Below are 25,032 nucleotides of genomic sequence, written 5' to 3'. Positions count from 1 at the left end.
ATGTACGCAAATAACAATTCCACCGGTATAGAGAAGCCACCTAACCCACTGTTGTATGACTGGAGAAACAGGGTAAGCCTGTATTTTCGCCTACATGGCAAGCAAACCGCAAGGAATGCTGATGGAAGTGCAGGTAAAGGAGAATGGAGAAAGCGAATGCCATTTTGTAACGAAATGGATAGAATTTGTAACATTAATTCGCGTGAAAACGAGCAGACTTCCATTTGGTCCCTCGTGACAAGAAACTTTGTTAACCACTTAAGGGAGGAAAGCAGATGATTACAGATAAAGCTGTAAGTGCACCTACCGACAACTCCGAAGCATGGAAGCAATTGCCATGGAAGAAGTGCCAAAAAGTTGTTATAAGGCTACAAAGACGTATTGTTAAGGCTGTCCAAGAAGGAAGATGGGGTAAGGTAAAAGCTTTACAACATCTTCTCACACGCTCTTTTAGCGGAAAAGCTTTGGCTGTTAAGAGAGTAACTGAAAACCAAGGAAAAAACACAGCGGGTGTAGATCGTCAACTATGGTCAACTTGCAATGCTAAATTTCAAGGAATAAAGCAGTTAAAGCAAAGAGGATATAAACCTTCTCCGCTAAAACGGATTTATATCAGTAAATCTAATGGCAAAAGAAGACCTCTTGGAATACCAACGATAAAAGATAGAGCCATGCAAGCATTATATCTGTTTGCCCTGGAGCCAGTATCTGAAACGATCAGCGACCGTCACTCCTATGGCTTTAGACCTAAAAGATCCTGCGCGGATGCTATTGCTGCTTGTCACTTATTACTGGCAAGACGCAATCGACCACAATGGATACTAGAAGGTGATATCAAAGGGTGCTTTGACAACATTAACCATGAATGGCTTATGAAGCATATTCCTATGGAGAAGAAAATTCTGCATAGTTGGTTAAAGGCTGGTTTCCTAGAGTCAAAAACCTTGTATCCCACAACTGCTGGCACTCCGCAAGGAGGTATAATTTCTCCAATACTAGCTAACTTTACCTTAGATGGTCTTGAACAGCTATTAGAAAGTCGCTTTGGTAAATTAGGTAGCAAAAGAAGAGGAAAAATCAGAAGTGGAGTGAATGTAATTAGGTACGCAGATGACTTTATTATTTCAGGTTTTACACATGAACTACTGGAAAATGAAGTTAAGCCATTAGTATCATCTTTCCTTCATGAGAGAGGTCTAGCTCTGTCAGAAGAGAAGACAAAGATTACATTTATTACAACAGGGTTTGACTTTCTTGGTTGTAATGTACGTAGATATAATAAGAAGTTAATTATTAAACCTTCGAAAGAAAGTATTAAAAAACTTCTTAATCAAGCACGTACATTGATAAAAGCAAATATAGCGAACACTCAGGCTATAGTAATTAAGTCACTCAACTCTCTACTGAGAGGATGGGGAAATTACTATCACTATGTGTGTGCTAAAAAAGCGTTTAGAAAGATCGACAATGAAATTTGGCATAGTTTATGGAAATGGGCAAAGAAAAGACATCCTCGTAAAGGATTACGTTGGATAAAGAATCGTTACTTCAAAGTAATGGGTCAACGCCAATGGGTTTTTGCTGCACCCATATGCAAGAACAAACCAAAAGAGATACGTTATTTAAGACTGCTTAAGCTGATTGATATACCTATCAGACGACATGTTAAAATCAGAGTGGATGCAAATCCCCTTGACTTAAAATGGAAAAAGTATTTTGATGAGAGAGTGAAACGAACAAGGATGTTAGCAAGCTCCTTTTCAAGAGAAGGTTCTCTACTGTTAGTGTCACCACTAAAGTTGATGTATTCTGAGGATTTATGAAAGACAAGCCGGTTCGAGAAAAGAAGAACTTAGATAAGGGACTCAAGCGTAGTGTGGGGAAACCTGTATGCTGCGTTTCTAAGGGAGGGAGTAGTAGTAATATTGCTTCCTTACCTGACCATCTATAGTAATTACTAAGAAAAAGTAAGGAAGCATGGAAGCAAAAGATTTATGTTGGTTTTATCATATTTATTGTTATTATAACTAGCATGATTACAAATATGGTAAAGTAAATGCAACTTAACTTATCTAAAAAAATAGTGAGCGAGTCTTATCTGGTGCAAAACATATTGCCAATCTTGGTCAAGATTATTTTGCATCACTGAATAATGACAGCATTAAGCCAACTAGCTCTGTAAGAAAGCTGATAGAGGCTTTTTTACTTATTCCAATTATTATACCAACTGCTATTACACTAGCATGGGTAGCGTGTACCTATTTTTTTTTGAATGCAGTAAGTATTCAAAAAAACGACTTCATATTATCTAAAATAGCAAAATTTACAGCTAAAATCTTCATCTACATTGCTGCCGCTATAATTTTAATTCCGCTCATCATATCAAATATAGCAACTTCATTAGTACCTGCGCTTATTCTTTATTGCATTAATAAATGTTTTCCTTATCAAGGAAATATAAATATAGAGCAGCAAACAATAGAAGTTAGTGATGAAGAGTACAAGAAGCGTATTGAAGAAAAAGTTGATGAATTGGAACAGCAGAACGTTACAGAATCAAGGACAGAAATAATATCTCGAGCAGTGAAAGGAGGTACAGATCGGACTATTATAGCAGGAATTGTAAATGATGATATTGAAGATGGTAAAGGAGTGGTAAGAACAATTAAAGATAACCACAATGTAGCTATAAAGGGAATAATTTCTTCTGGTAAAACAGAAGGTTACGCTACCGGATTTGGTTTACAATGTAGTCTTATTGAAGAGGGTGTCACAGACCTTCAATGTGGTTTTAGCACACGCATTGGAAGCAGCAGAAAACGGGCAGTTGATAACCTAAAACAAAGTGACTCAGTACGCACTTTACTCTTTGGCGATAATGGAATATTGTCTGTAGAACAACTTGGTAGCTCACAACAAAAGTAGTACTTATTTCACCAGCGGCAAAGTGATACCATGTTGATTCATATATTTTCCTTTCATATCATCGTATGATTTCTCGCATTCACTTTCGCCGCTTAAAAACACAAACTGGCATGCACCTTCATTAGCGTAAATTTTTGCAGGAAGTGGAGTAGTGTTAGAGAATTCAAGTGTGACGTGACCTTCCCATCCAGGCTCTAAAGGTGTGACGTTTACTATAATACCACATCTTGCATAAGTTGATTTACCAACACAAATTACCAGTACATTCCTTGGTATACGAAAATATTCCACCGTGCTGGCAAGTACAAAACTATTTGGTGGAATTATACATACATCTGTTTCCTTATCTATGAAACTATTCTCAGAAAAATTCTTGGGGTCTACAATAGCTGAATTAACATTAGTAAAAATCTTAAACTTATTACTAACTCTTGCATCATAGCCATAAGATGATAATCCGAAAGATACAACACCCTTACTGCTTTTATGATTCACAAAAGGCTCTATCATTCTAGAGTTTTCAGCCTTTTTCCTTATCCATTTATCTGGCATAACTGCCATAATTGTCCTTTAAAGTTTTGTAATACTTATAATAATATGTAATAGAATTTAAATGTAAACCTGAATTAGCGTTACACTCTGGAATGGCAAAGTTTCCAGTATAAACTACCTATACAAAAATAAATTGGCAATATTTCAAGCCTACCAAGCAGCATCAAAAACGATAGAAATAGCTTTACTCCACCACTAAAGGAGGAATAATTACCTGAAGGACCTATTAGGTTACTAAATCCTGGGCCAGAATTTGTAAGCATTGCAGAAACAGAGCTGATGCTAGTTATAAAATCCGTATTGCCCAAGTAAGACATCACTATTGATGATATAGCGAACGTTAACATGTAAATCGCAAAAAACGTAAAGACGGATTGAACTTCATCATTTTCCAGTATTTTACCATTGAGTTTTACCCTATCGCTTTCACTTGGATTTAATAAAGAGCTAAAGTAATTCCTTATAGATTTTAGAAAAATGACTAAACGGAAGATTTTGATTCCACCACTAGCAGAACCACCACATCCACCAATAAAGGCTAAAAAGAAAGCTAAGACTGAAATAAAGCTCCAATTCAAGTAGTTGCACATTACATAGCCAGTTGATGTGATAAAGGAGGTAATGGTGAATGTGCTGTACCTAAATGATAAAAATACTCCTAAGTCAAAATTTTTATATAACCAAAAACAAGCAAGCAAAGATGAGATAACAACTATCTTAATAAAGTAAGAGACCTGTTCATCATAACAAACGTCTAATCGTCTTATAATTTTTAAATAGCTCAGAAAAGGTAAAGAGCCTAAAATCATAAAAATAATTGTTATGACCTCCAATATAGGGTTATTGTAGTAGCCTATAGAATCGTTATAGTTAGCAAATCCACCAGTTGATACAGCGGACATTCCGTGACATACTGCGTCAAATAATGGCATGCCAGCTAGATAGTAGGAAAATATGCACAATAAAATTAGGCAGTAATATATTTCTGCAATATGTATTACTACGCTTCGCGTATGTGGTAACTTTCTTTTAAGAGCATCTGAGTACTCAGAATAGAGTAAATTATTTAAGCTCAAAACCTTAAATATGGGAAAAATTGCAATTCCTACTGTAATTACTCCAAAACCACCTATACTGTGCAGCATTGCTCTCCACAGTAGTATCCCCGGAGATTGTTGCTCGATGTAACTTAGAACAGTTGCTCCTGTGGTTGTAATCCCAGATACTGCTTCAAACAGTGCATCAATGTAGCTTAAACTATCAAGATAAAATGGAATAGCTGCAAATAGAGATAATGCAATCCAGGTACAACTGGTAATCGCAAAAATTGCCGACATTCCATGTACCCTATTTAGTTTACCCAGTAGAATAAAAGTCGCACTAAATGTGCAGGTAACTATAAATCCAACCAGAAAATTTTTCCATTCGTAACCTAGATAATTATTAGTAATAGCAGGAATAAGCATTGCTACGCCAAACAACAATAGAAAAATTCCCACAATAAACGCAATTGAACGTAAAACTTGCAGACTTTCCATAGACAGTACTGTGAAAGCTATATGTTATTAAAACTTCAACCGCTTTGCTAATTTTTTCTCTTGACTTGATTATAAATACGTATAATTACAGCGCTAAATTTGCCATAAGAGGTAGAGGTAAGGTATGTTATTAACTGAAAGACAAAAAAACATTCGAGATTCATTAATTAGTGAAGCTATACAAGGCAACTTTGAGAATATAAAAAATAATTACGATAGCGATATACAAGAAGTTTTGAAAATCGAATTACCTAGTAATATACAAAAAGAGTTTAAAGACGATCTACCTAATCCTTGTACCATTTCACAGTTGATTATATTCAAAAAAAATCAAAAGGAAATTAATCAATGTATACAGAAAATGGAGCAAAAAATTGAGAGTATTTCGTGTGATATAGCTATGCAAGAAGAGGAAGGAAGTGATGATTCGCATATGCAAAAAGTGAAAAACTTAAAGAGAACAAGTGATCTTCACCACAAATTACGTCAAGCAATAGATTATTTAGATGTTAAAAAAGTTAAAGCAGTATTAGAAGATTGTGATACAAATTTAGCAATGATTTTAAATAGACCTATACATTCACAGAGCAAAACTACCCTTTTACTTTATCCTCTGCAAGTTGGTCTTAATAAACGATATATATGTGATGGTAAAAGATTGAAACAAGAAGATCTGAGAAATATAAAAGAAATTACTAAACTTCTTTGGGATAAAGCTTCTTCTGATATTCGCGATTTCTGGTTTAAATTCCATCAAGATCAACAAGAAGAAAGTACAAAAAACACAAAAGCAACCTTTGAAGCTCATTTGAAAAAAGCTCCTCCTGATATTCATGACTTGCGGCTTAAATATCAAAGAGTGCCTGAAAATCAAGATGCAGCTGTAATAAAACTTCTTAAAGGTGAGCAACAACGACATGCCAAGATAGGTAGTGAGAAGTGGCTTGAAGATTTCATTCAAGAAGTTAAAGATTACACAGAACAAAAAAGCATAGAAGAAAACCTTGAAATAGCTACAGAGAAACCTACAACAAAATCTGTTCTACAAGACGCACAACTTTCTCAAATAAATAGAACTTGTTGTATTTTGTAGTAAATAAGTTCTTAGGAAATCTAAGCATGATAACAATAAAAACAAGAAATTTAAACGTTCTATTTTTAACCTAGTATCCAGAATAAAAAAATATCAAAGTCATCATATTATATCACGAACCTTTTCCAAAACTTTTTTCATATTTTCGCTTGAAAGTGGAATTAAGCCAAGCCTAGATAAATATCCACCTTCAGTACTAATAGAGTCTACAACTTCTCTAATGAATTCCCTTAATCCATCAACAGTATCTAAGTGTTCTTTCTTTATATAAAGATATAAAGGCCTTGCTAACATATACTCCCCCGATGATATATTTTTATAAGTTGGCTCAATTCCTGCGATTGTGCTTCCTTGAATCTCATCTTGGTTTTTCGCTAAAAAGCTGAAGCTAAATATTCCTAAAGCATTTTTATTGCTCTTCAATTTTTGTATTATTATGTTTTCATTAATTCCAACTTCTATATATCTTCCATCATCTCTGATATTACTACATGCTTTCTTTCTTTTTTCTTGGTCTTGATAATTCTCTTTGAAAATCCTTGAGTTCATGCATGAATATTGATCAAGCATAATAAAATTAATCAAAGTTTCATGTGTACCTGTATTTTGATGTGGACCATAGATTTTAATTTCTGTTTTTGGTAGAGCTTGATTTACATCAGACCAAAATTTCTTGTTATTCTTTACTAATCTATCATTGTCTTCAGAATATGAAGATAAAGTTTCAAACAGGTCATTTTTTGTAAAATCAAATCTATGGCTTTGATTTGAATTTGCAATAACAATTCCATCATAGCCAATTATGATCTCTATTACTTCATTCACTTTATTTCTTTTACATAATTCTCTCTCTACTTCCTTCATAGGGCGAGATGAAGTAGTGATATCTGGTGTGCCTTCCCCTATTCCTGAACAAAACATTTTGAACCCTGATCCACTTCCTATCGATTCTACAACTGGAGTTTTAAAGGAAAATATACGGCTGAATTCTTCAGATATAAATGAGATAAAAGGAAAAACAGTTGAAGATCCAACAATTCTGATATATCTTCTGGCATCAACATTTGACAATGGGATGAGTAATACAAATGCAAAAATAAGGAAAAGGCGTTTCAGCATCGTTTTTACTCAAGAGTATAAACTTAATTATTGTAATAAAAAATCAAACTGAAAAGCTTTTTTTCTAGATTTCAAAAGGTATAACGATCAAATGTGTGCGTAATGATGAGATCTGAATCACAGCATTCATACAACTGTATCTATATCGAATCCTCTTATGTTTTTCAATACTGAAAAATTCTTTCATATTAACTTAATGATGCAATATATCCTTTTCTTTAATAGATAAGTCATCATCGACTTTTTTTACATTATCATCAGTAATGTTTTGTATTTCCTTTTTGGCAACATGAAAATCATCTTCTGAGATTTCCTTATTTTTCTTCATTTCCTCTATTTCTTCCATAACATCTCTGCGTATATTTCTAATTGCAACTCGTGCATTTTCAGAAAATTGATGCAATAATTTCACTAATTTTTCACGAGTTTCTTGTGTTAAGTCTGGAAGAACTATACGTATAGTATTTCCTTCAACAACAGGATTTAAATTCAGGTTAGCATTGATTATCGCATTTTTTACTTCACCGATAACAGTAGCATCCCAAACTTTAACTGATAGAGTTTTGTTATCTATAGCTGAAACGCCTGCAACTTGGTTCAGTTTTTGATGTCCACCATAGATATTTACAACTATACCATCAAGTAATGATGCGTTAGCTCTACCAGTACGTACACCTTTCATATCATCGTGAAAAGACTGAATAGTTTTTAGCATTCTTTCCTTTGTTTTAGCTTTTATTTCGTTTAACATAAATTACCTAATGTTTACAATCTGAAACTATAGTATAAGTGCCTTGACCCTTAATAATATCAACCATTTTTTCTCTTTTTAAAGAAAAAACTACAATTGGGATAGAATTCTCACGAGCAAGTGAAATTGCTGATGCATCCATAACTTTTAAATCACGAGTTAGCAGATCTGTATAAGAAAGCCTATCATACATCACAGCATTCTCATTTTTTTTTGGATCGGCAGAATATACACCACTTACTTGAGTACCTTTTAAAATAACATCACAATTCATTTCAACAGCACGTAAAGCTGCAGCTGTATCTGTAGTAAAAAATGGGTTACCTGTGCCTGCTGCAAAAATGACCACTCTACCTTTCTCTAAATGATGAATAGCCTTCCTTCTTATATAAGGCTCACATATAGTAGTCATGGGTATAGCAGACAATACCCTAGAGACTATAGAGCTTTTTTCTAAAAAATTTTGCAAAATTAAAGCATTAATGACAGTGCCAAGCATTCCAATATAATCACTGCTTGCTCTTTCACAGCCACTTAAAGATGCTGATGCACCACGAAAAATATTTCCACCACCAACAACAATACAAACTTGAACTCCGAGATTACAAACTTCAACTATGTCTTTGGATAGTTTATCTATAACTTCCATATCATGGCCAAATAGCTTTGATCCCATCAAAGCCTCCCCAGAGATTTTGAATAACACTCTGGGGTATTTTATTTCTGAAGTTTTGTTACTTATTTGCACCATCCAAAGTAAGTAACTTATAATTAGCTAATTTAACAGCACTTGATTCTATAAAATCAGCAATCTTCATTTTATCATCTTTTATAAACTTCTGCTCTAGCAGAACAACTTCTTCATAGTATTTAGCCATTCGTCCATCTACTATTTTTTTCGCTACCTCTTCAGGTTTATTTAAGCTCTTTACTTGCTCCTCAATTATAGAACGCTCATTGTTTAATTTTTCTTGATCTAAATCATCTATAGATAAAGCTTCAGGTTTCATAGCAACTACATGCATAGCTATTTGCTTTCCAATCTCTTGTTTATCACCAGATGATTGCAATGCTACTAAAGCACCAATCTTACCTAAGCCATGCATATCACCATGTACATAGCCAGCAATAATCCCATCCTTAGTCTCTAGGTAGCAAAGATTGCTTAACTCTAACTTCTCACCAAGAACCGATGTACCACTCATAATAGCTTCCTGCACTGTACCAACATCTTCATATTTGGCATTTTTTAACTCATCAAGACTAGTACAACGTTCTTGACAAGCAATTGATGCTAAATTTGAAACTAATGCTATGAACTTCTCATTTCTAGCAACAAAATCAGTTTCACAATTGACTTTAACCAATACACCATAATTTTTAGCCAAGCACATAGCAATAAGCCCATCCGAAGCTACTCTATCAGACTTTTTGTCAGCTTTAGCAAATCCTATTGTACGTAACCTATCAACGGCTTTCTTAATATCACCATCACACTCTTCTAACGCTTTCTTACAATCGCTTAAGCCAAGCCCTGTTCTATCGCGTAATTCCCTTATACTACTTGAATCCATCTTCATTTACTTACTATTACCTCCCTTTCTGTTTCAACCTTAATACGCTTCTTTTTAGTTTGCACAATATCCTCTTCTTTTTCTTGAATAAGCTCATCATCCTTAACTCAAGACCTTGTCAAACTAGACTCTATTCCAGCTAATATAGAATCAGCAACTAATTTACAATAGAGCTCTATTGATTTTCTTGAATCATCATTTCCTGGTATAGGATAAGCAATACCATCTGGGTCAGAATTGGTATCAAGTACTCCAACTACAGGAATACCCAGTTTTTTAGCCTCTTTAACCGCTATATGCTCTTTGTTAGTATCAATAATAAATAAAATATCAGGAACTGCTCCCATTTCTCTAATTCCACCCAATTCTTTATCAAGCTTTTTTCTTTTCTTTTCAATGTTTCCTAATTCTTTTTTTGTTAAGATGCTATCTTCATCATTGGATATTTTCTCATATTGTATCAAAGTTTTTATCGAAGAAGAAACAGTGTTCCAATTAGTAAGCATACCACCAAGCCATCGATCATTTACATAATACTGACCACAACGAACTGCTTCACTTGCAACAATATCTAAAGCTTGAAATTTCGTACCAACAAATAAAATGCGACCATCTTGAGATGCAACATCGTATAAAGCTTTCATCGCCGCCTCTAACAATGGTAATGTTTTTCGTAAGTCTATTATGTGTATACGATTCTGTTGATGTATACCATATATATATGGTGCCATTTTCGCATTCCAGCGACTAACTTTATGGCCAAAATGCACACCAGATTCAGCTAAATCACGTATAGTGACTTTAGGCAAATTTGTCATATTTACTCCTCCAAATAGTTTATCCTCCATGGCATAACCCTAACGGGACTACTTGCATAAGCCATGTGTGAAATTAAGTTATTTACATAGTAATAAAAAAGACAAAAAAGCGCAAACAAAAAATATTGACAAGTGGCAACACGTTGATTAGCTTTAAGGTTGCAAACGTTAAAAAGCAATGGGGGGTGTAGCTCAGTTGGTTAGAGCGCATGCCTGTCACGCATGAGGTCGTGAGTTCAAGTCTCATCACTCCCGCCATTACAGCAGAAACACCTTAAAATTCTTTAAGTTTCTTATTAATTTGAATTAATTTCTTTCAGAGACTTGACATGATATTGTAATTGCTGCTTAATCTATTTAATTTTATCGTTAATAATTGGGATTAAATATGTTCATTTCTGAGGTTTTTGCGGCAGATGCGACTAACAATGTATCAGCATCTGTTGCTAGCTTTATTCCACTCATTTTAATATTTGTAGTATTTTATTTTCTCATTATTCGCCCCAATCACAAAAAACTAAAAGAACATAGAAGGATGATAGATCAAATAAAACGTGGTGATACGGTTATTACTTCTAGTGGAATAATGGGTGAAGTAAACAAAATTGACGAAGTAAATGCACAACTAATACTAGAAATAGCACCAAAAATTGAAATAAAAATCCTAAAGTCTGCTATATCTGAAATCTTAAATAAAGAAATTCAAAAGCCAGTAGCTAAATCTATTGAAAAAAGCAAAGTTGAAAAGAATGGCAAGAAAAATAAACTAGAAGAAAGTAAAAAAGACAAAAATGCTTCATAATTTAAGAAGTGTGTGGAATATTAGGTATAGTAAGTAGCGGTGATTCAGTAATACCAACTTTACTAACCGCGTTGCAAAAATTGGAATACAGAGGGTATGACTCTTCAGGTATAGCAATTATAAATAATAGAGGTAAGATAGAAGTCAAAAAATCAGAAGGTAAAGTTGAAAGATTGTGTGAAGTTGTTCATGAGAGCAAGATATCTAGTAGCAAAGTTGGTATAGCACATACTCGTTGGGCTACGCATGGAGCTCCAAATCTTAAAAATGCTCATCCCATTTATATAAATAATGTTGTTGTTGCTCATAATGGCATAATTGAAAATTACAATATATTAAAAAAGGATCTGGAGGAAAAGGGAGTATCTTTCCACACCGATACTGATACAGAAGTGATACCAAACATATTAACTTCATATCTTGATGAAGGGTTATCACCAGTTGATTCTATATTTAAGTGTCTAAACAACTTACAAGGTTCATTTGCTTTGGTTCTATTATTTGCAGAATATCCAGATGCTTTGTTCGTTGCGAAAAGAAATTTACCTTTGGCAATAGGATATAACTATAATAAAGTGTTTGCTGCTTCTGATACTAATACTTTGAGTTCATTTGTAGAAAAAATATTGCATTTAGAAGATAATGATATTGCAGTAATAAAATCTAACGAATTCAGTATATATAATAATGGTATACAAGTTAAACGCAGAACAGAAAACAGCAGTCCAAGAAATTTTCTAATTAGTAAAAATGGTTACCCTAGCTTTATGCTAAAAGAAATTTTTGAGCAACCGTATGCATTAAACAAAACAATAAATCAATTTTATAAACAATATAAAGAAATCAACAAAGAATTATTTTCTGAACTAGGTTACATTACTATAGTTGGATGCGGTTCATCCTATTTTGCTGGACTAATAGCAAAGTGTTGGCTGGAAAGTATTGCTCAAATTCGGGTATATCTAGAAATCTCATCAGAATTTAGGTATAGCAGCGTCAAGCTCGAAGAAGGTAGTATTGGCTTATTCATTTCTCAATCTGGTGAAACTGCAGATACTATGGAAGCACTACGTTATGCGAGATTGCAGAAACAAATGATCATTAGCATAATTAATACATTTAATAGCAGCATAGAAAAAGCCTCAGATATTGTATTGCATACTCTTGCTGGACCTGAGATTGGTGTTGCTTCGACAAAAACCTTTTCTACGCAGCTTGCAATTTTAGCATGCTTTGCTGTAGAGCTTGGAAAAATAAAAGGTATACTGGGTAGAGAGAGGATAAAGGAACTAAGCGGTGCTATTAATTCTATTCCCGAACATGTTGAGCATGTTTTGAATGTGATGGAAATACAACATATATCAGGCAGTATATTAGAGCACAATAATATAATTATAATTGGGAGAGGAAGCTCATATGGAGTTGCAATGGAAGGTGCATTGAAGATAAAAGAGCTTTCATATATCAACACAATTGGTATTGCAGCGGGAGAAATGAAGCACGGTTCTATCGCTTTGATAGACTCTACTGTACTTGTTATCGCAATTATTCCTTACGATAATTTATTCTTTAAAACGCTATCCAATATACAAGAGATTATTGCAAGAAAAGGTAAAGTAATTGCCTTTAGTGATAAGCAAGGAGCATCGCTCTTAAAGGGAATTTGCATAGATGTGGTGCAACTTCCAGAAGTTGACAATTTTGTTTCTCCAATTATCTACAGTGTTGCTATGCAATTTCTTGCTTATTCTATTGCAGAAAAAAAAGGGTTAGATGTAGATTGTCCGAGAAATTTAGCTAAATCTGTCACAGTTGAGTAACTTATTTAAAGTGAGTTGCTAATTAACAGCTCTAATTGTCAGTTATAAATTACTGAATTTTACTAATAAATTCATTAGCCCTCTGCGAAAGAATATGTAACTAATGTAAGGATGAGAGAGGCTAAAATCCACGCCTCAGATTAACAAGATTTGCCATTATGGTTACCAGACACAGCTTAACCTAGCAAGCAAGAATTAACTAACAGAAAAATTGAAAACTAATATCAGTCTCTTATGTAATGCTACTAATATTTTTCTAAAAAGCAATATGTTTTCTATTCAGGAAAGTCTACATCGCCATAACAATATTTACTAGAATGAGGTCTTATCTCACTGTAAAAACGCAACCAATGATCAACGTCTATCTGAAGATCTTCTAATGAATTGTAGATTGTTTTACAAAAAAAGAGGAGTAAATGAGAGTTCAGTAACTTGATTATAGAGTTGTACTGCCTTTCCATATTTGAAGCAAGTTGTTATTCTACCTCAAACCATAGCACAAAGTAAATATGGCAATTTATACTAAAATTTTCTGTTTATGAGTTATATTATGTAAAGATACTATTTGACATTGAGCTTTAAAGATATTATGTAATAGCATTATTTAATATGTGAGGTTTATTATGGCTAAAGTAAGTGCTGGTGAAAACTCAAAAAAGCTCAAAAATAGTAAAAATCAGCCTATGTCGCCAAAAAAGTTCAAAGGCAGTCAGTTTATGTCACCAAAACGGAGTCAGAATTCTGGTGAAAAGCTATGGAATGCATTAGAATCATTACAAGAAGCAAAATCAGAGTTAAAAAAAAGAAAGTTTGAAATAGAACTAAAAAAAGATACTGAAATATCAGACGAAAGAATAGAAAAAGTAGTGGAATTGGAAAGGAAAACAGAAAAAGAGATAGAAGAAATAGCAATGCCAATATCAACGTTACTACTTAAGGAAACAATAATAAAATTACAAGGAACAAAAATAATAAATTTTTTTAAAAAATTAGAAAAACAAGTAAAAGAAATGCAAGAATTATGTAATAAACTAGAATTAAATGCTAAAATAGAAGAAGAAGATCTAAATAAGCTCAAGGGCATAAAGAAAGAATCAGAAGAGTATTACAAAGAGTTAGTAAGCTATACATCTAATGCGAACCCGACAATGTTGTACACTGCTGTTATTGGTGTTGGTCTTGCTGTTGGACTGATAGCAAATACTATACTTCAGCACACAACTAGACTAAGTATGTTAGCAATAATTATCACAGCTACAGCATCTGCACTCGTAGCTGGTGGTGCTACATACGCAACACTAAGACCTAATACTAAAATAGATGAATCAAAAGAAGTCCAAATAAAGAGTGCTCATCACTCACTTTCCTAATCACACTTTAATTCAAACTTTATCAGTTTTATTCAAGTTGCTTCTAAAAGGAGAATATCAATGGTGTTCTCCTTACTGATTTGGTTAAAATGCAGAAAACATCTATGTCAAAATTTACATAGATGTTAAGTGCTGCCACTAATTCCCAGTTAGTACAATTTGTGTATCTTATTGACATATTTAATTTATTCTGTTACAATTTTTAGTAATTAGGTTGGAGTAAAACAATGAAGAGTTTTAAATGGCTACTTAATCAAGTCAGACTTTCATGGATTAGCTTAATATCAAAAGTAAAGAGCTTTTTTCAAACTAACGATACACATCATCAAACAACTGCTAGCAATGGAAATGATCATACAAAAAAAATAAGTATAGAGAATAAAATAGAAACGAAAGGTAATGAGATTGATTTAGAGGATGAGCAGGATGTGTTTGAGGATGCTCTAACAGGAGAAGAGCTAGACGAAGAAGAATTTTTTTATGCTGTTGAAAGTTTTGATGAACAGGAAGTTAATGCTAATAGAGAAAAAAAGGAATACGAAAAAAATAAGTACTATAGTCTACAAGATGGTCTACAAGAAAAAAATGAATTTGATCACACAACGCACACTCTTACACTTGCTTTTGAAATTGAAAAGCCATTTCCAGACTCTGACCTTAGTAAATTTAAATTGTGCGAGCTTAAGCAAAATGGTGGTAAATATACATTTACTCTAGAGGATGACCAGAAAAATCGTATAGAGCTAAATTCTGAATACCTTAATATGTATTTTCCTAAGTACTTTGAGAAACACAGTAAAAAAGGAGCATACACTGAACTTTTTTCTCAAGAAGAAAATAGAATTAGCAATGATATTATAATACCGCTACAAGTTCCAAAAGAAGCAAGCATACTTACCAAAGAGAGCAATTGGCTAATAAGAAAGGTTGTAGGTGAAATACCAGATTATCCAGTGGGCAAATCGCTTGAATACTGCAGGAGTCGTGTAAATTTCTTTCTTAACTTAAACAATACTATGTCTTTTTCTCTAAAATCAGCAAAAGCACAATATGCAGCTATGCTATCAGGTACTCCAACAGAAACAAACTGGCCAATAAAGGATATTCTAGTTAGAGGTAGTTTTATTAATCAGCATATTGATAAGCAAACTAGAGTTGAAAAAGTGATTGAGCCTTATATTGATAAGCATTCTATAGTTGAAGAAATTTTTGAAGTAGTTAACGTAGAATGTGCATCAGAGCTGAAGATTTCTCAACCTAGCATATAGCCTTATATTCTTTCATCAGCATGATATAATTTTGTGCAGATTGTGTAATATGTTTTATTTCTTCATTTGACATCTTTTTGAAGAATTGTGCTGGCCTGCCAGCCCATACTTCACCACTTTTTATCACTTTTCCATGTGTCACCAGTGAACCAGCAGCTACCATAGCTTCAGACTCCACAATCGCATGATCCATTATAATAGAGCCCATACCAATAAATGCTTTATCATGTATCGTGCATGCATGTAACACACAAAAATGTCCAACCGTCACCATACTACCAATAATCGTGTCACCGCCTGGATTTCTATCTACATGAATTACGGTACCATCTTGAATATTCGTTTCATCACCTATTTTGATTGATCCAACATCTCCTCTGATCACACAATTAAACCAGATACTCGCATTCCTTCCTATTTCAACGTTACCTATGATACGCACACCATCTGCGATAAAAGAACTTTCATCCATTTTTGGTTCATAATCTTTGTATTTTAAAATGTGATAGCTCATAATTTAAATAAGGTTTAATACATACTTGGATTCCAGTAGTCAAGTTACTCGGGTAAAGATATTCTTGACTTATGATCCTTATGCTCCTAAAATCTCTATTTTTAGCTCTATTCATAATGTCAGTAACAGTACTTAGTGTACTTCAAATAATATTAGTTGTTGTATTGGTAATTTTAGTGCTCCTGCAGCCACCTGGAAGTAGTTCATTAAGTGGCTTTAGTAATTCACAACAGGGAATGAATTCAATAATTCCGGTAAAGTCTTCTGAAAATCCACTCAGTAGAATAACTTCTATAGTTGCTGGACTATTCATTGTAAATACACTGTTACTATCAGGATTATGTTCAAAAGATGTACATAAAAAATCAATTGCAGAGAAGATTATATCAGAAAAGAAGCAAGAAGGCCAATCAACTTCTGTTCCATTTGAAAATTAATGAAAGAAACCAAGTTTATCTTTGTTACAGGTGGAGTTGTTTCATCACTTGGTAAGGGTTTAGTTGCTTCAAGTGTGGGAGCACTTCTTCAAGCTCATGGATTCAATATTCGCATCAGAAAGCTTGACCCATATCTCAACATTGATCCTGGAACAATGAACCCAGCTCAGCACGGGGAAGTATTTGTTACTGAGGATGGTGCTGAAACTGATTTAGACCTTGGACATTACGAGCGTTTTACTAAAATTAAAGCAACCAAGGACGACAATATAACAACTGGTAAAGTATATAATAAATTATTAAAGAAGGAAAGGTGTGGTGATTATCTAGGCAAAACTGTGCAAATCATTCCTCATGTGACAGATTTAATCAAATCTTTCATTTTTAATGGTACAGAAGATTTAGATTTTGTAATATGCGAAATAGGCGGAACCGTAGGTGATATTGAAAGCCAACCGTTTTTGGAAGCTATACGCCAAGTTAATTATAAACTAGGAAAGCAAAAAGTTATCCTTATTCACTTAACTTTAATACCATATCTCACTGCAGCACAAGAATTAAAGACAAAACCGACACAGCATTCAGTTCGAGAGTTAAACTCTGCGGGGTTACAACCAGATATTATATTATGTCGCAGTGAAAAAGAAATTTCTGATAATCAAAAAGAAAAGATAGCCAATCTTTGCAATGTTTCTTTATATAACGTAATACCTGCTCCTGATGTAAACCATATATATGAGTTACCGTCCTTGTATAATCAATGTGGGCTCGGGACACAAATTTTGGATCACTTTCACTTAAGTAAGCCAAAACCAAGCTTACCTGAATGGGACCAAATAGTACACTCTATGAGACATCCAACACAAGAAGTTATCGTTTCCATAGTAGGAAAATATACTGAATTTCCTGACGCATATAAATCATTGATTGAAGCATTAAACCATGGTGCAATTAGTAATAAAGCTAGAGTGAAGATAAATTGGGTCAACTCAAGAGAAGAGAATGGAAAATTTATAGATGCAAAGTTTATCAGAGAAAAATTACAAAGCTCTAATTCAGTCCTTGTTCCAGGAGGATTTGGTGATAATGGAATAGAAGGTAAAATATTAGCAATAAACTATGCCCGTGTAAATAACATTCCTTTTTTAGGAATATGTCTTGGTATGCAGCTTGCAGTGATTGAATTTGCTCGTAACGTTATTAAGCTTGAAGATGTACACTCTGAAGAATTTTATACTTGCAAACACCCAATCATCAAGCTCGCTGATGGTAAGAACGTTGATCTTGGTGGAACCATGAGACTTGGAACATACAAGTGTAATGTAAGTCCAAATTCAAAAATGGCAAATGTGTATAGTAGTGTCACTATTTCAGAAAGACACAGACACAGATATATAGTTAATTTAGATTATAAAAATAACTTAGAAGAGAATGGAATGATATGCAGTGGTATATCAGAAGATAAAACATGCATAGAGGCAGTGGAGCTAAAAAATCACTCATGGTTTATTGGTGTGCAATTTCATCCAGAATTTCAATCAAGACCATTTTCTCCTCATCCTCTCTTTACATCATTTATTAAGGCAGCTATTGACAATAGAGTTTAATAGAACTTAATAAACTATATTCTAATAGAGGGGTAAAAAATGTTACTAAGAAATAGTAAAGATAGCATTACATATGGATCTGCGACCTTCGAGGAATTGAATAGGCATGTAGAACAAATAATATATAAATTAGAGGAGGATCAAATTATAGAGGATATAATGGAAGAAGTAGTTGTAGCTATAAACGAACTAAAATCGGTAGAAGAAATAAAAAAATATTTAAAGCGAGAAATAGATAGCCTTGTAAAAAGGACAATAGTCCTTAGTGAATTCTATAACCTAGAAAAAATAAAAAAGCCAAAAAAAGAAAATTATATTTACCCAAGCACCTAATGTTTAAGTACCAATACATGGAACTTGCCATAGAGCAAGCAAAACTTGCTCAGAAAGATGGCGAAGTGCCAATAGGTGCTGTAATAGTTAATGGAAACAATATCATCTCCTCTGCACACAATATATCTAATGATCCAACTGCACATGCAGAAATGTTAACAATTAGACAAGCATTTTCAACTTCCACGCTTTATGAAGCTGAAATGTACGTAACGTTAGAGCCGTGTCCGATGTGCGCTCAAGCTATCTCTTTTGCAAAAATTAAACGTCTGTACTTCGGGGCTTACAATCCCAAAGGTGGAGGAGTTGAAAACGGCACTAGAATATTTCAATTCTGTAACCACATACCTGAAGTTTATGGTGGAATATTAGAAACAAAATGTTCTCTTTTGTTAAAAGATTTCTTTGAGAAATTGAGAACTTAGGGGAGTAGTTTAAGAAATGATAGATAGGAGATTATGAAAAGGGTTTAGCCGCATGGAAGTGGGATGAAAAGAAGCACTGGTTTGGGAGTGTTAAATAAACTGTGTCAAACCACATTTTTAGCTCAACTGAATTTTCAATCTGTTGGGAAAGAAAATATCGAGCTGAGATATAGTTAATGCCCAATTAGGCAAAGCCATTACCCATTTTTGCTCTACTTTTTTTATAGCACAATATACCTGTTTGTACAAGGCGTTTGTGTTGGTAAATGAGCCCTTGGTTTTGGTGAATTTCCTAATTTGCCTATGTAGCCCCTCTATGGGATTAGTAGTATAGATTATCCTCCTAACTGGATCGGAATACTTAAAATAACCAGATAGGTTTTCCCAATTATTCTGCCAAGATTTTATAACCATAGGGTACTTTGTGCCCCATTTTTCATCTAATTCCAACAGATAATTCTCGGCAATTTCCTTACTTGAAGCTTGATATACCTTCTTTAAATCACTCAAAAAACTCTTTGCATCTTTACTAGCTACATACTTCAGTGAGTTACGTATCTGATGCACTATACACATCTGCACTTCTGCATTAGGGAACACACCGTTTATTGCTGCAGGAAAGCTTTTTAGCCCATCTACACATGCAATTAGAATATCTTCCACTCCTCTCTCTTTGAGATCATTTAGTACTCCCAACCAGAAGTTAGCTCCTTCACTTTCAGCTAAATAAAAACCTAATACTTCTTTTCTGCCATTTTGATCTATACCTAATATATTATACATACATTTACTTACACAATGCCCGTCCTCCTTGACTTTAAAAAATATTCCGTCCATGAAAACTATCGGATATACAGACTGCAGCGGACGACTACGCCATTCGTTGATTACTGGTAGCAGTTTGTCAGTAATACTTGATATCTCTGCCGCCGATATTTTGTGATCGTAAATTTCCTCAATATGTGACGCTATATCTCTGTATCCCATGCCACTGGCAAATGTGCTTAAGACCTTTGCTTCAAGTTCTGGATGTAGGCTTGTTTGTCTTTTTCTAACTATTTGGGGTTCAAAGCTTCCTTCCCTGTCTCTAGGTGTTAACAACTCAAATGAGCCTCCACTCGTGCGTAAAGTTTTTGCGTTTCTCCCATTTCTTCGGTTATTTTCTTCACTTTTAGCTGACATGTGGCTTTCTATTTCACCTTCCAGACTTGCCTCTAGCAACCTTTTTATAAACGGTGTTAATGCTCCATCTCTTCCCGTCAGCGGCCTTCCTTCTCTTATCGATGATAGAATATTTGCTTCCAGTTCTTTATAGTCTACCAAACCGGTAGTTCTGTTTACTTGACTCATGTCAAACCTCCATTTTTTTATATCAATTATATTTTTATTTCTTGGTTTGACACAGTTTATTTAACACTCCCGGTAATGGCTTTGCCTAATTGGGCATTAACTATATCTCAGCTCGATATTTTCTTTCCCAACAGATTGAAAATTCAGTTGAGCTAAAAATGTGGTTTGACACAGTTTATTTAACACTCCCTGATAAACTCAAGCATATTTCTCTCCTTAACATAACTCTACTCATAGCCAGATATATGAAATTTTCAGTGAGTAAATCTTATTCTTTCGATAGTCTTCTATTCCTAAAGCAAAAGTCCTTTCTACAACACACCTTCTTGGCTGTACTTCAAACCCCTCATTGGTAGTAGCTAAGGCGGTGTGTCTCTGTTGACTTAGAACCTACATGAAGGCCTTTTGACAATCTCAATATCCATACCATATTCTTCCTTTATATGATTTTTTAAATTTTCTCCTTGGTATCCCATCACATTTTTTTAACTATAGTATATTTTTTCTTACTTTCCTGTATGATACTCTGGAGTAGCTTTTTATTCTTGTCCATTCCCTTTGACTTAGGTCTGCTAGATGCTTTTTTCTCATCTTTACCCAGTACTAAAACTTTAGATATTATAGCCTCTTTTACTAATCTCTGGACAAGCTCTAGCTTCGATAAACTCAGTAGAAGGTTCTTTTGCAAAAAATGCAGCATGTACAGCATTTTTAATAAAAAAACATGCAGCAAGTGCAAATATTACTGTCGGTACATAGCGCAAAGGAGAAGCTATACTAAAAAAAGTAGCAGAAGCGACGATTAAGCAACAACAAGTCAGTATCGTTTGATCACGTAGATAACGTCTATCAACTCCACCGTATTCAGCCATCAACCTTTTAACTTTATCATTGTTAACGTATGGCAGAGTAAGCGTTTTAATCAAATTCATTACACCATTATTAGTGAAATATGGAGCACACTCTATAACTCTGGAGCCATTAACCTTCTGATTAGGATCTGCACCATACTTTAGAAGCAACTCTACATATTTTTCGCGTTTATCGTTGTCACAATTGATTGCTTGATATAATGGACCTCGACCATTTTCATCTAACATATTAGGATTAGTACCATATTTCAAAAGTATTTCCATAGTATGATCATCATCACAAAAAAACGCTTTAAACAACGGATTTTTACTATTTCTATCTAACATATTAGAATCAGCACCATATTGTAACAATAACTCTACAATTCTGCTGTCATCGAGAACCCTATAATAGTATAACGAAGCTTCATTATGTAATAGCTTTATATTAGGATCAGCACCATTTTCTAAAAGAAGTTTCAAAATACTATAATTTCTTGAATCTTTAGCTTGCATTAAAGCAATAGATAATGGAAAGTAAATACAAATAAGTTCTTCATTGATGTAATCACCAAATCTTCCATCTTTACTGCTTTTGAATTTGGAAAAAAGCTTTTCAAGAAACTTTATATCCTGATTATATAGAGCTCTATATAAGTAAAACCTCAAATCTCCAGGTGAATTAATTTCATTTAAATTTTCGTCAGTTAGATTTTTAACCCCTTCTATATTTTCCTTAGTGAGAAATTCATATGCAGTACCTAGCTTTTTAAATTTCTCCTCATTTTGTTTCTTTACAGCTTCTGAATGTTTATCAGGATGATATTTCAAGGCTAATTTTCTATACGCTGATTTAATTTCTTGTTCACTGGGCGCATCGCTTGATTCAAAACCTAATATTTTTAAAGCTTCCTTTCTACTTACAATACATTCCCCACTGAAATATGTTAAATTGAACGTAACCCAAAATTTCAAAAAGTAAAGCTTTTTATGTCAAATTACGTCTATTTCATAACTGTACAAATATTGTAGATCAGGAAACTTCAGTCCTTGATACTGGAATAACATCTCTATACTACTTAGAGTCAATCTCAATATTAAAAAATTTCTCAAATAGAAAAAAGGCAAAAGGAACCCTGTCAGATACTATCTAGTTTTTAAATTGGCGTTCTTTATTGTCTAATTTGACATCCACTCAATAGATACCATTTTTGCATTTAATTTACAGAATGTAGTCTAAGTACAAACTTGTGAAAGGCTTATGTGTAATGCTTCTCCACATAATCACTAATAATTTCCTTAAATTCTTCAAAAATATTATCACCTTGTAAAGTTTTGAAATATTTGCCGTCTTTGTAGACTGCTGAAACAGGTTTTTCTCCATACCCAGGCAGGCTGATCCCCAGATTTGCATGTTTGCTCTCTCCAGGACCATTTACTATGCATCCCATAACAGCAACTTTCATATACTCTACACCAGGATTATTTTTCTTCCATATCGGCATATGAGTTTTTATGTAGCCATTTACTTCCTTAGTTAATATACGAAAACGATCGCTACTTGTGCGTCCACAACCAGGACATGAACTCACCTGAGGGTTAAAGTAGCGCAAACCTATAGACTGCAGTATTTCCTGACATACTACCACCTCATTAGTGCGTGATTCACCAGGGCGCTGAGTTAAAGAAGCCCGGATAGTGTCTCCAATACCATTTTGCAATAAATAAGTAAGCCCTGCTGTGGTATTTATTATGCCTTTATTACCCATACCAGCTTCGGTTAAACCCAAATGCAGCGCATAATTGGAAGATTTTGCAAGTGCAGTATAAACTAAAATTAAATCTTGCACTCTACTGACTTTACATGAAATGATTATTTTCTCTGCATTAAGGCCAATCTTTTCAGCTTTTTTTGCACTACCAAGAGCAGACATTACAAGCGTCTTACGTAATATAACATCAGAAGCTTTTGGATTACTAGACAAGGAGTTTTCATCCATCAATTTTTGTGAAAGGTACTTATCAAGACTACCCCAATTTACTCCAATTCTGACAGGAAGATCATGCGTTATTGCATACTCTATAATTTTTTCAAATTTTTCATCACGTTTATCACCAAAGCCTATATTACCTGGATTTATCCTAATTTTACCCAGAATTTTAATGTTGTCTGGATAATCCTGAATCAACCTGTAGAGCTCATATTGTCCACAGCCTACTAATATCTTACCATCAAAGCCTTCTTTATTTATTTCCTCTACTATATAAGGTATTGCTTTTGCTACTTCCTCTGAGTTCAAAGCAATTCGCACCAACTCTGAACCTGCATGCGCTAGTTCTACTACTTCTTTTGCATATTTCTGAGCACTGCTTTTTATGTTGTCAGAATCTATATGTGCACCAAGTGCCATGGATTGAACAACTATAGGATTATTTCCACCTATCTTCACTTGTCCAACTTTTACAGTATGAGTTTTATGCCTGGAAACCGGCGATGACTCATATGCATCATCACTCAATGTCAGTTCTCTATCTAGCATATTATTAATCGTGACACTATTTTACTGTGTCAACTACGCTGCCAAATGAACTTGAACCATTTAAACTATGCTGTGGTGTTCTATTTAGATCAGTAATAGAATCATGAGAGCACGTTCTTCTTGATGGAGTTTCTTTTATAGTAACATTTATAGGGGAAACTTTTTTTTCTCGTGTTGAAGTAACTTTTTTCCCTTTTTGTTGTTCACTTTTATGCTGCTTACTTTCATGCTGAGAAACTGGCTCTTGATCTATAAATACAGCACCCTTTAAACGTGCAAGATTAATACCATGCTGATTGATCATAGCATCCTCCCCATCTTCAACTATGCAAGCTCCCACGTTGTTTGGCTTGTTATCAAGGCTAGCAATTTTTTTTTCTTTTAATTTTTTGATTAGATCTTCTTTATTTACGTTAACATTAGTTTGACCTTGTAACTTTCTTTTCTTGAGAATCTCCCTACGCTTTTCATATAGTTTATATGAATCAGCAAATTCCTCATCTGCATGAAAATTTGTACCACCAGGATTACCAGGAGGTATGTACCTTTTACTAAGCTTCACTTTAGACTTAGCTTCAACATTATGTACAGTAAAGAAACTAGAAACCAAAAGTATTAATATAAATAAAACTTTAGAAAAGATCTTAAGCATACTATAGTGAATATTGTGCTTTAAAAGATACCAATTAACAAACTTCAAGTAAATCAGAATCTCTACCAACTTTATAATACAAACATCTTTCTAAAAAATTTACTACCAAAACCTACATAATCTAAAGGAAATTTAAGGTGTTACAAATTTTACGTAACACCCTTTCAAGAAGAGCATTACACTCTTCCTTGCTGTAAGTTATTCTTCAGTTTTCCGGTATCATTCACATTATTAAACTTTCCGCTTGGCATATCTTGAGACAAGTCGTTTTTCTTCTCTTTATCAAGCTTAACTCCCTGATAGATACAGAATGCAACAAAACTAGTTACCGCTATTACAGCAACAGCACTGACTATGGCACAAGTTAGTATTGCTTGTTCTTGTCCCCCTACCATGTCTGCAAATGTTTCTACTTTTTCTTCTAAGCCTGTAAATTTTTCTTGCAAGCCGCTTAAGTGCTCTTGCATAGCTTGAAACTGTTCAGTACCAATCTTGTCTTCTAATGCACCAAAAACTTTTTCAAACTGCTCAGCATCAACTTGTTGATCTTTTTTCAATTTTCCTAACAAATCAGATATATTTTGGAATTGCGCAGCATCACCTAGTTGACTTTCCTGCAATGCTTTCACATCTGATTTATCAAAACCGAATACAAATTTGGTTATACCCATTTTTAACCCCCTAGCTAATTAA

At 33.9% G+C, this 25,032-nt stretch carries 23 protein-coding genes, 1 tRNA gene and 4 pseudogenes; 13 read left to right on the top strand and 15 right to left on the bottom strand.

Annotated elements, in window-relative coordinates; translation table 11 throughout:
- The first annotated feature begins 275 nt into the window (after nucleotides 1-275).
- The 3 genes and pseudogenes from ltrA to LEM02_RS04720 all read left to right on the top strand — a co-directional run bounded on the left by ltrA (nucleotide 276) and on the right by LEM02_RS04720 (nucleotide 2,925).
- Nucleotides 276-1,823, top strand: coding sequence for a group II intron reverse transcriptase/maturase (gene ltrA / locus LEM02_RS04725; RefSeq protein WP_226080118.1), 1,548 nt, complete (start codon nucleotides 276-278; stop codon nucleotides 1,821-1,823).
- Nucleotides 1,820-1,948: pseudogene (locus LEM02_RS06715) on the top strand (Rpn family recombination-promoting nuclease/putative transposase); the annotation flags it as partial. The gene ltrA and the pseudogene LEM02_RS06715, both read left to right, overlap by 4 nt.
- A 320-nt stretch (nucleotides 1,949-2,268) precedes the next feature.
- On the top strand, nucleotides 2,269-2,925 hold the full coding sequence (locus LEM02_RS04720) for a hypothetical protein (RefSeq protein WP_226080116.1): 657 nt from the start codon (nucleotides 2,269-2,271) through the stop codon (nucleotides 2,923-2,925).
- Between the two features lie 3 nt (nucleotides 2,926-2,928).
- Here LEM02_RS04720 and dcd read toward each other — a convergent pair whose 3' ends face one another.
- Nucleotides 2,929-3,486, bottom strand: coding sequence for a dCTP deaminase (gene dcd, locus LEM02_RS04715; RefSeq protein ID WP_226080114.1), 558 nt, complete (start codon nucleotides 3,484-3,486; stop codon nucleotides 2,929-2,931).
- A gap of 71 nt (nucleotides 3,487-3,557) precedes the next feature.
- Nucleotides 3,558-5,015 carry a TrkH family potassium uptake protein gene (locus LEM02_RS04710; protein ID WP_226080111.1) on the bottom strand — a complete coding sequence of 486 codons (1,458 nt, stop codon included), beginning with the start codon at nucleotides 5,013-5,015 and terminating at the stop codon, nucleotides 3,558-3,560.
- A 124-nt stretch (nucleotides 5,016-5,139) separates the two neighbouring features.
- Here LEM02_RS04710 and LEM02_RS04705 point away from each other — a divergent pair, with 124 nt between their 5' ends.
- Nucleotides 5,140-6,108 carry a hypothetical protein gene (locus LEM02_RS04705; protein WP_226080110.1) on the top strand — a complete coding sequence of 323 codons (969 nt, stop codon included), beginning with the start codon at nucleotides 5,140-5,142 and terminating at the stop codon, nucleotides 6,106-6,108.
- A 102-nt stretch (nucleotides 6,109-6,210) separates the two neighbouring features.
- Here the strand turns inward: LEM02_RS04705 and LEM02_RS04700 are convergent, their stop codons facing one another.
- From LEM02_RS04700 to rpsB, 5 genes and pseudogenes are all read right to left on the bottom strand, one after another.
- Nucleotides 6,211-7,227: a substrate-binding domain-containing protein gene (locus LEM02_RS04700; RefSeq protein ID WP_135352867.1), complete on the bottom strand. Its 1,017-nt coding sequence runs from the start codon at nucleotides 7,225-7,227 to the stop codon at nucleotides 6,211-6,213.
- Nucleotides 7,228-7,420: 193 nt separating this feature from the next.
- Entirely contained in the window at nucleotides 7,421-7,978 is a 558-nt protein-coding gene (frr, locus tag LEM02_RS04695; RefSeq protein ID WP_017532537.1) for a ribosome recycling factor, read from the bottom strand.
- 7 nt (nucleotides 7,979-7,985) lie between these two features.
- A complete protein-coding gene (gene pyrH, locus LEM02_RS04690; RefSeq protein WP_226080109.1) occupies nucleotides 7,986-8,729 on the bottom strand; it encodes a UMP kinase in 744 nt (247 codons plus the stop codon).
- Nucleotides 8,713-9,558, bottom strand: coding sequence for a translation elongation factor Ts (tsf, locus tag LEM02_RS04685; RefSeq protein ID WP_108784350.1), 846 nt, complete (start codon nucleotides 9,556-9,558; stop codon nucleotides 8,713-8,715). The genes pyrH and tsf overlap by 17 nt, the downstream gene beginning before the upstream one ends.
- A gap of 104 nt (nucleotides 9,559-9,662) precedes the next feature.
- Nucleotides 9,663-10,370 (bottom strand): annotated as a pseudogene (gene rpsB / locus LEM02_RS04680) (30S ribosomal protein S2); the annotation flags it as partial.
- A 181-nt stretch (nucleotides 10,371-10,551) separates the two neighbouring features.
- On the opposite strand from rpsB, the gene LEM02_RS04675 reads away from it, so the two are divergent.
- From LEM02_RS04675 to glmS, 3 genes are all read left to right on the top strand, one after another.
- Nucleotides 10,552-10,628 (top strand) — tRNA-Asp (locus LEM02_RS04675).
- A 130-nt stretch (nucleotides 10,629-10,758) separates the two neighbouring features.
- A complete protein-coding gene (gene yajC, locus LEM02_RS04670) occupies nucleotides 10,759-11,172 on the top strand; it encodes a preprotein translocase subunit YajC (RefSeq protein WP_226080108.1) in 414 nt (137 codons plus the stop codon).
- Between the two features lie 8 nt (nucleotides 11,173-11,180).
- Entirely contained in the window at nucleotides 11,181-12,992 is a 1,812-nt protein-coding gene (glmS, locus tag LEM02_RS04665) for a glutamine--fructose-6-phosphate transaminase (isomerizing) (protein WP_226080107.1), read from the top strand.
- A gap of 256 nt (nucleotides 12,993-13,248) precedes the next feature.
- Here glmS and LEM02_RS04660 read toward each other — a convergent pair.
- Nucleotides 13,249-13,402 (bottom strand): annotated as a pseudogene (locus LEM02_RS04660) (IS481 family transposase); the annotation flags it as partial.
- A gap of 213 nt (nucleotides 13,403-13,615) precedes the next feature.
- Here LEM02_RS04660 and LEM02_RS04655 point away from each other — a divergent pair.
- Together LEM02_RS04655 and LEM02_RS04650 are read left to right on the top strand one after the other, a co-directional pair.
- Nucleotides 13,616-14,362, top strand: coding sequence for a hypothetical protein (locus LEM02_RS04655; protein WP_226080106.1), 747 nt, complete (start codon nucleotides 13,616-13,618; stop codon nucleotides 14,360-14,362).
- 227 nt (nucleotides 14,363-14,589) lie between these two features.
- Nucleotides 14,590-15,630 (top strand): hypothetical protein, encoded by a 1,041-nt coding sequence (locus LEM02_RS04650; protein WP_226080104.1) that lies wholly within the window; start codon nucleotides 14,590-14,592, stop codon nucleotides 15,628-15,630.
- Here the strand turns inward: LEM02_RS04650 and LEM02_RS04645 are convergent.
- Nucleotides 15,620-16,144 (bottom strand): gamma carbonic anhydrase family protein, encoded by a 525-nt coding sequence (locus LEM02_RS04645; protein WP_226080096.1) that lies wholly within the window; start codon nucleotides 16,142-16,144, stop codon nucleotides 15,620-15,622. The two genes, LEM02_RS04650 and LEM02_RS04645, sit on opposite strands and share 11 nt — an antisense overlap.
- Nucleotides 16,145-16,260: 116 nt before the next feature.
- Between LEM02_RS04645 and secG the strand changes: the two genes are divergently transcribed.
- From secG to LEM02_RS04625, 4 genes are read left to right on the top strand one after another with little or no spacing between them, the layout of a single operon-like run.
- Complete coding sequence (secG, locus tag LEM02_RS04640) at nucleotides 16,261-16,581, top strand: preprotein translocase subunit SecG (protein WP_226080093.1); 321 nt, start codon at nucleotides 16,261-16,263, stop codon at nucleotides 16,579-16,581.
- Nucleotides 16,581-18,188: a CTP synthase gene (locus tag LEM02_RS04635; RefSeq protein WP_226080092.1), complete on the top strand. Its 1,608-nt coding sequence runs from the start codon at nucleotides 16,581-16,583 to the stop codon at nucleotides 18,186-18,188. Before secG ends, LEM02_RS04635 begins: the two co-directional genes overlap by 1 nt.
- A gap of 39 nt (nucleotides 18,189-18,227) precedes the next feature.
- Nucleotides 18,228-18,521 carry a hypothetical protein gene (locus tag LEM02_RS04630; protein WP_226080091.1) on the top strand — a complete coding sequence of 98 codons (294 nt, stop codon included), beginning with the start codon at nucleotides 18,228-18,230 and terminating at the stop codon, nucleotides 18,519-18,521.
- Between the two features lie 17 nt (nucleotides 18,522-18,538).
- On the top strand, nucleotides 18,539-18,946 hold the full coding sequence (locus LEM02_RS04625) for a nucleoside deaminase (protein WP_010404879.1): 408 nt from the start codon (nucleotides 18,539-18,541) through the stop codon (nucleotides 18,944-18,946).
- A 117-nt stretch (nucleotides 18,947-19,063) separates the two neighbouring features.
- Here LEM02_RS04625 and LEM02_RS04620 read toward each other — a convergent pair whose 3' ends face one another.
- The 6 genes and pseudogenes from LEM02_RS04620 to LEM02_RS04595 all read right to left on the bottom strand — a co-directional run bounded on the left by LEM02_RS04620 (nucleotide 19,064) and on the right by LEM02_RS04595 (nucleotide 25,010).
- Nucleotides 19,064-20,296: an IS256 family transposase gene (locus LEM02_RS04620; protein ID WP_226079221.1), complete on the bottom strand. Its 1,233-nt coding sequence runs from the start codon at nucleotides 20,294-20,296 to the stop codon at nucleotides 19,064-19,066.
- A 175-nt stretch (nucleotides 20,297-20,471) separates the two neighbouring features.
- Nucleotides 20,472-20,772 (bottom strand): annotated as a pseudogene (locus LEM02_RS04615) (IS5-like element ISWpi1 family transposase); the annotation flags it as partial.
- Between the two features lie 135 nt (nucleotides 20,773-20,907).
- The gene (locus LEM02_RS04610; RefSeq protein ID WP_255586165.1) at nucleotides 20,908-22,122 is read right to left on the bottom strand and encodes an ankyrin repeat domain-containing protein; all 1,215 of its coding nucleotides are present in this window, start codon (nucleotides 22,120-22,122) and stop codon (nucleotides 20,908-20,910) included.
- A 284-nt stretch (nucleotides 22,123-22,406) separates the two neighbouring features.
- A complete protein-coding gene (gene ispG / locus LEM02_RS04605; protein ID WP_226080090.1) occupies nucleotides 22,407-23,687 on the bottom strand; it encodes a flavodoxin-dependent (E)-4-hydroxy-3-methylbut-2-enyl-diphosphate synthase in 1,281 nt (426 codons plus the stop codon).
- A 16-nt stretch (nucleotides 23,688-23,703) separates the two neighbouring features.
- Nucleotides 23,704-24,339, bottom strand: coding sequence for a TRP75-related protein (locus tag LEM02_RS04600; RefSeq protein ID WP_226080089.1), 636 nt, complete (start codon nucleotides 24,337-24,339; stop codon nucleotides 23,704-23,706).
- 176 nt (nucleotides 24,340-24,515) lie between these two features.
- On the bottom strand, nucleotides 24,516-25,010 hold the full coding sequence (locus tag LEM02_RS04595) for a hypothetical protein (protein ID WP_226080086.1): 495 nt from the start codon (nucleotides 25,008-25,010) through the stop codon (nucleotides 24,516-24,518).
- Nucleotides 25,011-25,032: the final 22 nt, after the last annotated feature.

Origin of the sequence: Wolbachia endosymbiont of Tribolium confusum, from assembly GCF_020405475.1 — a bacterium.
Lineage (GTDB): Bacteria > Pseudomonadota > Alphaproteobacteria > Rickettsiales > Anaplasmataceae > Wolbachia.
The sequence above is the reverse complement of the archived record's forward strand: the minus strand, read 5'-3'. Positions and strand labels throughout refer to the sequence as shown.

Coding starts and splice junctions, on each gene's coding strand:
- LEM02_RS04710 (WP_226080111.1), bottom strand. CDS start 5,015: ATGGAAAGTCTGCAAGTTTTACGTTCAATTGCGTTTATTGTGGGAATT.
- LEM02_RS04595 (WP_226080086.1), bottom strand. CDS start 25,010: ATGGGTATAACCAAATTTGTATTCGGTTTTGATAAATCAGATGTGAAA.
- ispG (WP_226080090.1), bottom strand. CDS start 23,687: ATGCTAGATAGAGAACTGACATTGAGTGATGATGCATATGAGTCATCG.
- dcd (WP_226080114.1), bottom strand. CDS start 3,486: ATGGCAGTTATGCCAGATAAATGGATAAGGAAAAAGGCTGAAAACTCT.
- LEM02_RS04700 (WP_135352867.1), bottom strand. CDS start 7,227: ATGCTGAAACGCCTTTTCCTTATTTTTGCATTTGTATTACTCATCCCA.
- LEM02_RS04630 (WP_226080091.1), top strand. CDS start 18,228: ATGTTACTAAGAAATAGTAAAGATAGCATTACATATGGATCTGCGACC.
- LEM02_RS04600 (WP_226080089.1), bottom strand. CDS start 24,339: ATGCTTAAGATCTTTTCTAAAGTTTTATTTATATTAATACTTTTGGTT.
- LEM02_RS04635 (WP_226080092.1), top strand. CDS start 16,581: ATGAAAGAAACCAAGTTTATCTTTGTTACAGGTGGAGTTGTTTCATCA.
- LEM02_RS04620 (WP_226079221.1), bottom strand. CDS start 20,296: ATGAGTCAAGTAAACAGAACTACCGGTTTGGTAGACTATAAAGAACTG.
- secG (WP_226080093.1), top strand. CDS start 16,261: ATGTCAGTAACAGTACTTAGTGTACTTCAAATAATATTAGTTGTTGTA.
- LEM02_RS04655 (WP_226080106.1), top strand. CDS start 13,616: ATGGCTAAAGTAAGTGCTGGTGAAAACTCAAAAAAGCTCAAAAATAGT.
- ltrA (WP_226080118.1), top strand. CDS start 276: ATGATTACAGATAAAGCTGTAAGTGCACCTACCGACAACTCCGAAGCA.
- LEM02_RS04645 (WP_226080096.1), bottom strand. CDS start 16,144: ATGAGCTATCACATTTTAAAATACAAAGATTATGAACCAAAAATGGAT.
- LEM02_RS04625 (WP_010404879.1), top strand. CDS start 18,539: ATGGAACTTGCCATAGAGCAAGCAAAACTTGCTCAGAAAGATGGCGAA.
- yajC (WP_226080108.1), top strand. CDS start 10,759: ATGTTCATTTCTGAGGTTTTTGCGGCAGATGCGACTAACAATGTATCA.
- tsf (WP_108784350.1), bottom strand. CDS start 9,558: ATGAAGATGGATTCAAGTAGTATAAGGGAATTACGCGATAGAACAGGG.
- LEM02_RS04650 (WP_226080104.1), top strand. CDS start 14,590: ATGAAGAGTTTTAAATGGCTACTTAATCAAGTCAGACTTTCATGGATT.
- frr (WP_017532537.1), bottom strand. CDS start 7,978: ATGTTAAACGAAATAAAAGCTAAAACAAAGGAAAGAATGCTAAAAACT.
- pyrH (WP_226080109.1), bottom strand. CDS start 8,729: ATGGTGCAAATAAGTAACAAAACTTCAGAAATAAAATACCCCAGAGTG.
- LEM02_RS04705 (WP_226080110.1), top strand. CDS start 5,140: ATGTTATTAACTGAAAGACAAAAAAACATTCGAGATTCATTAATTAGT.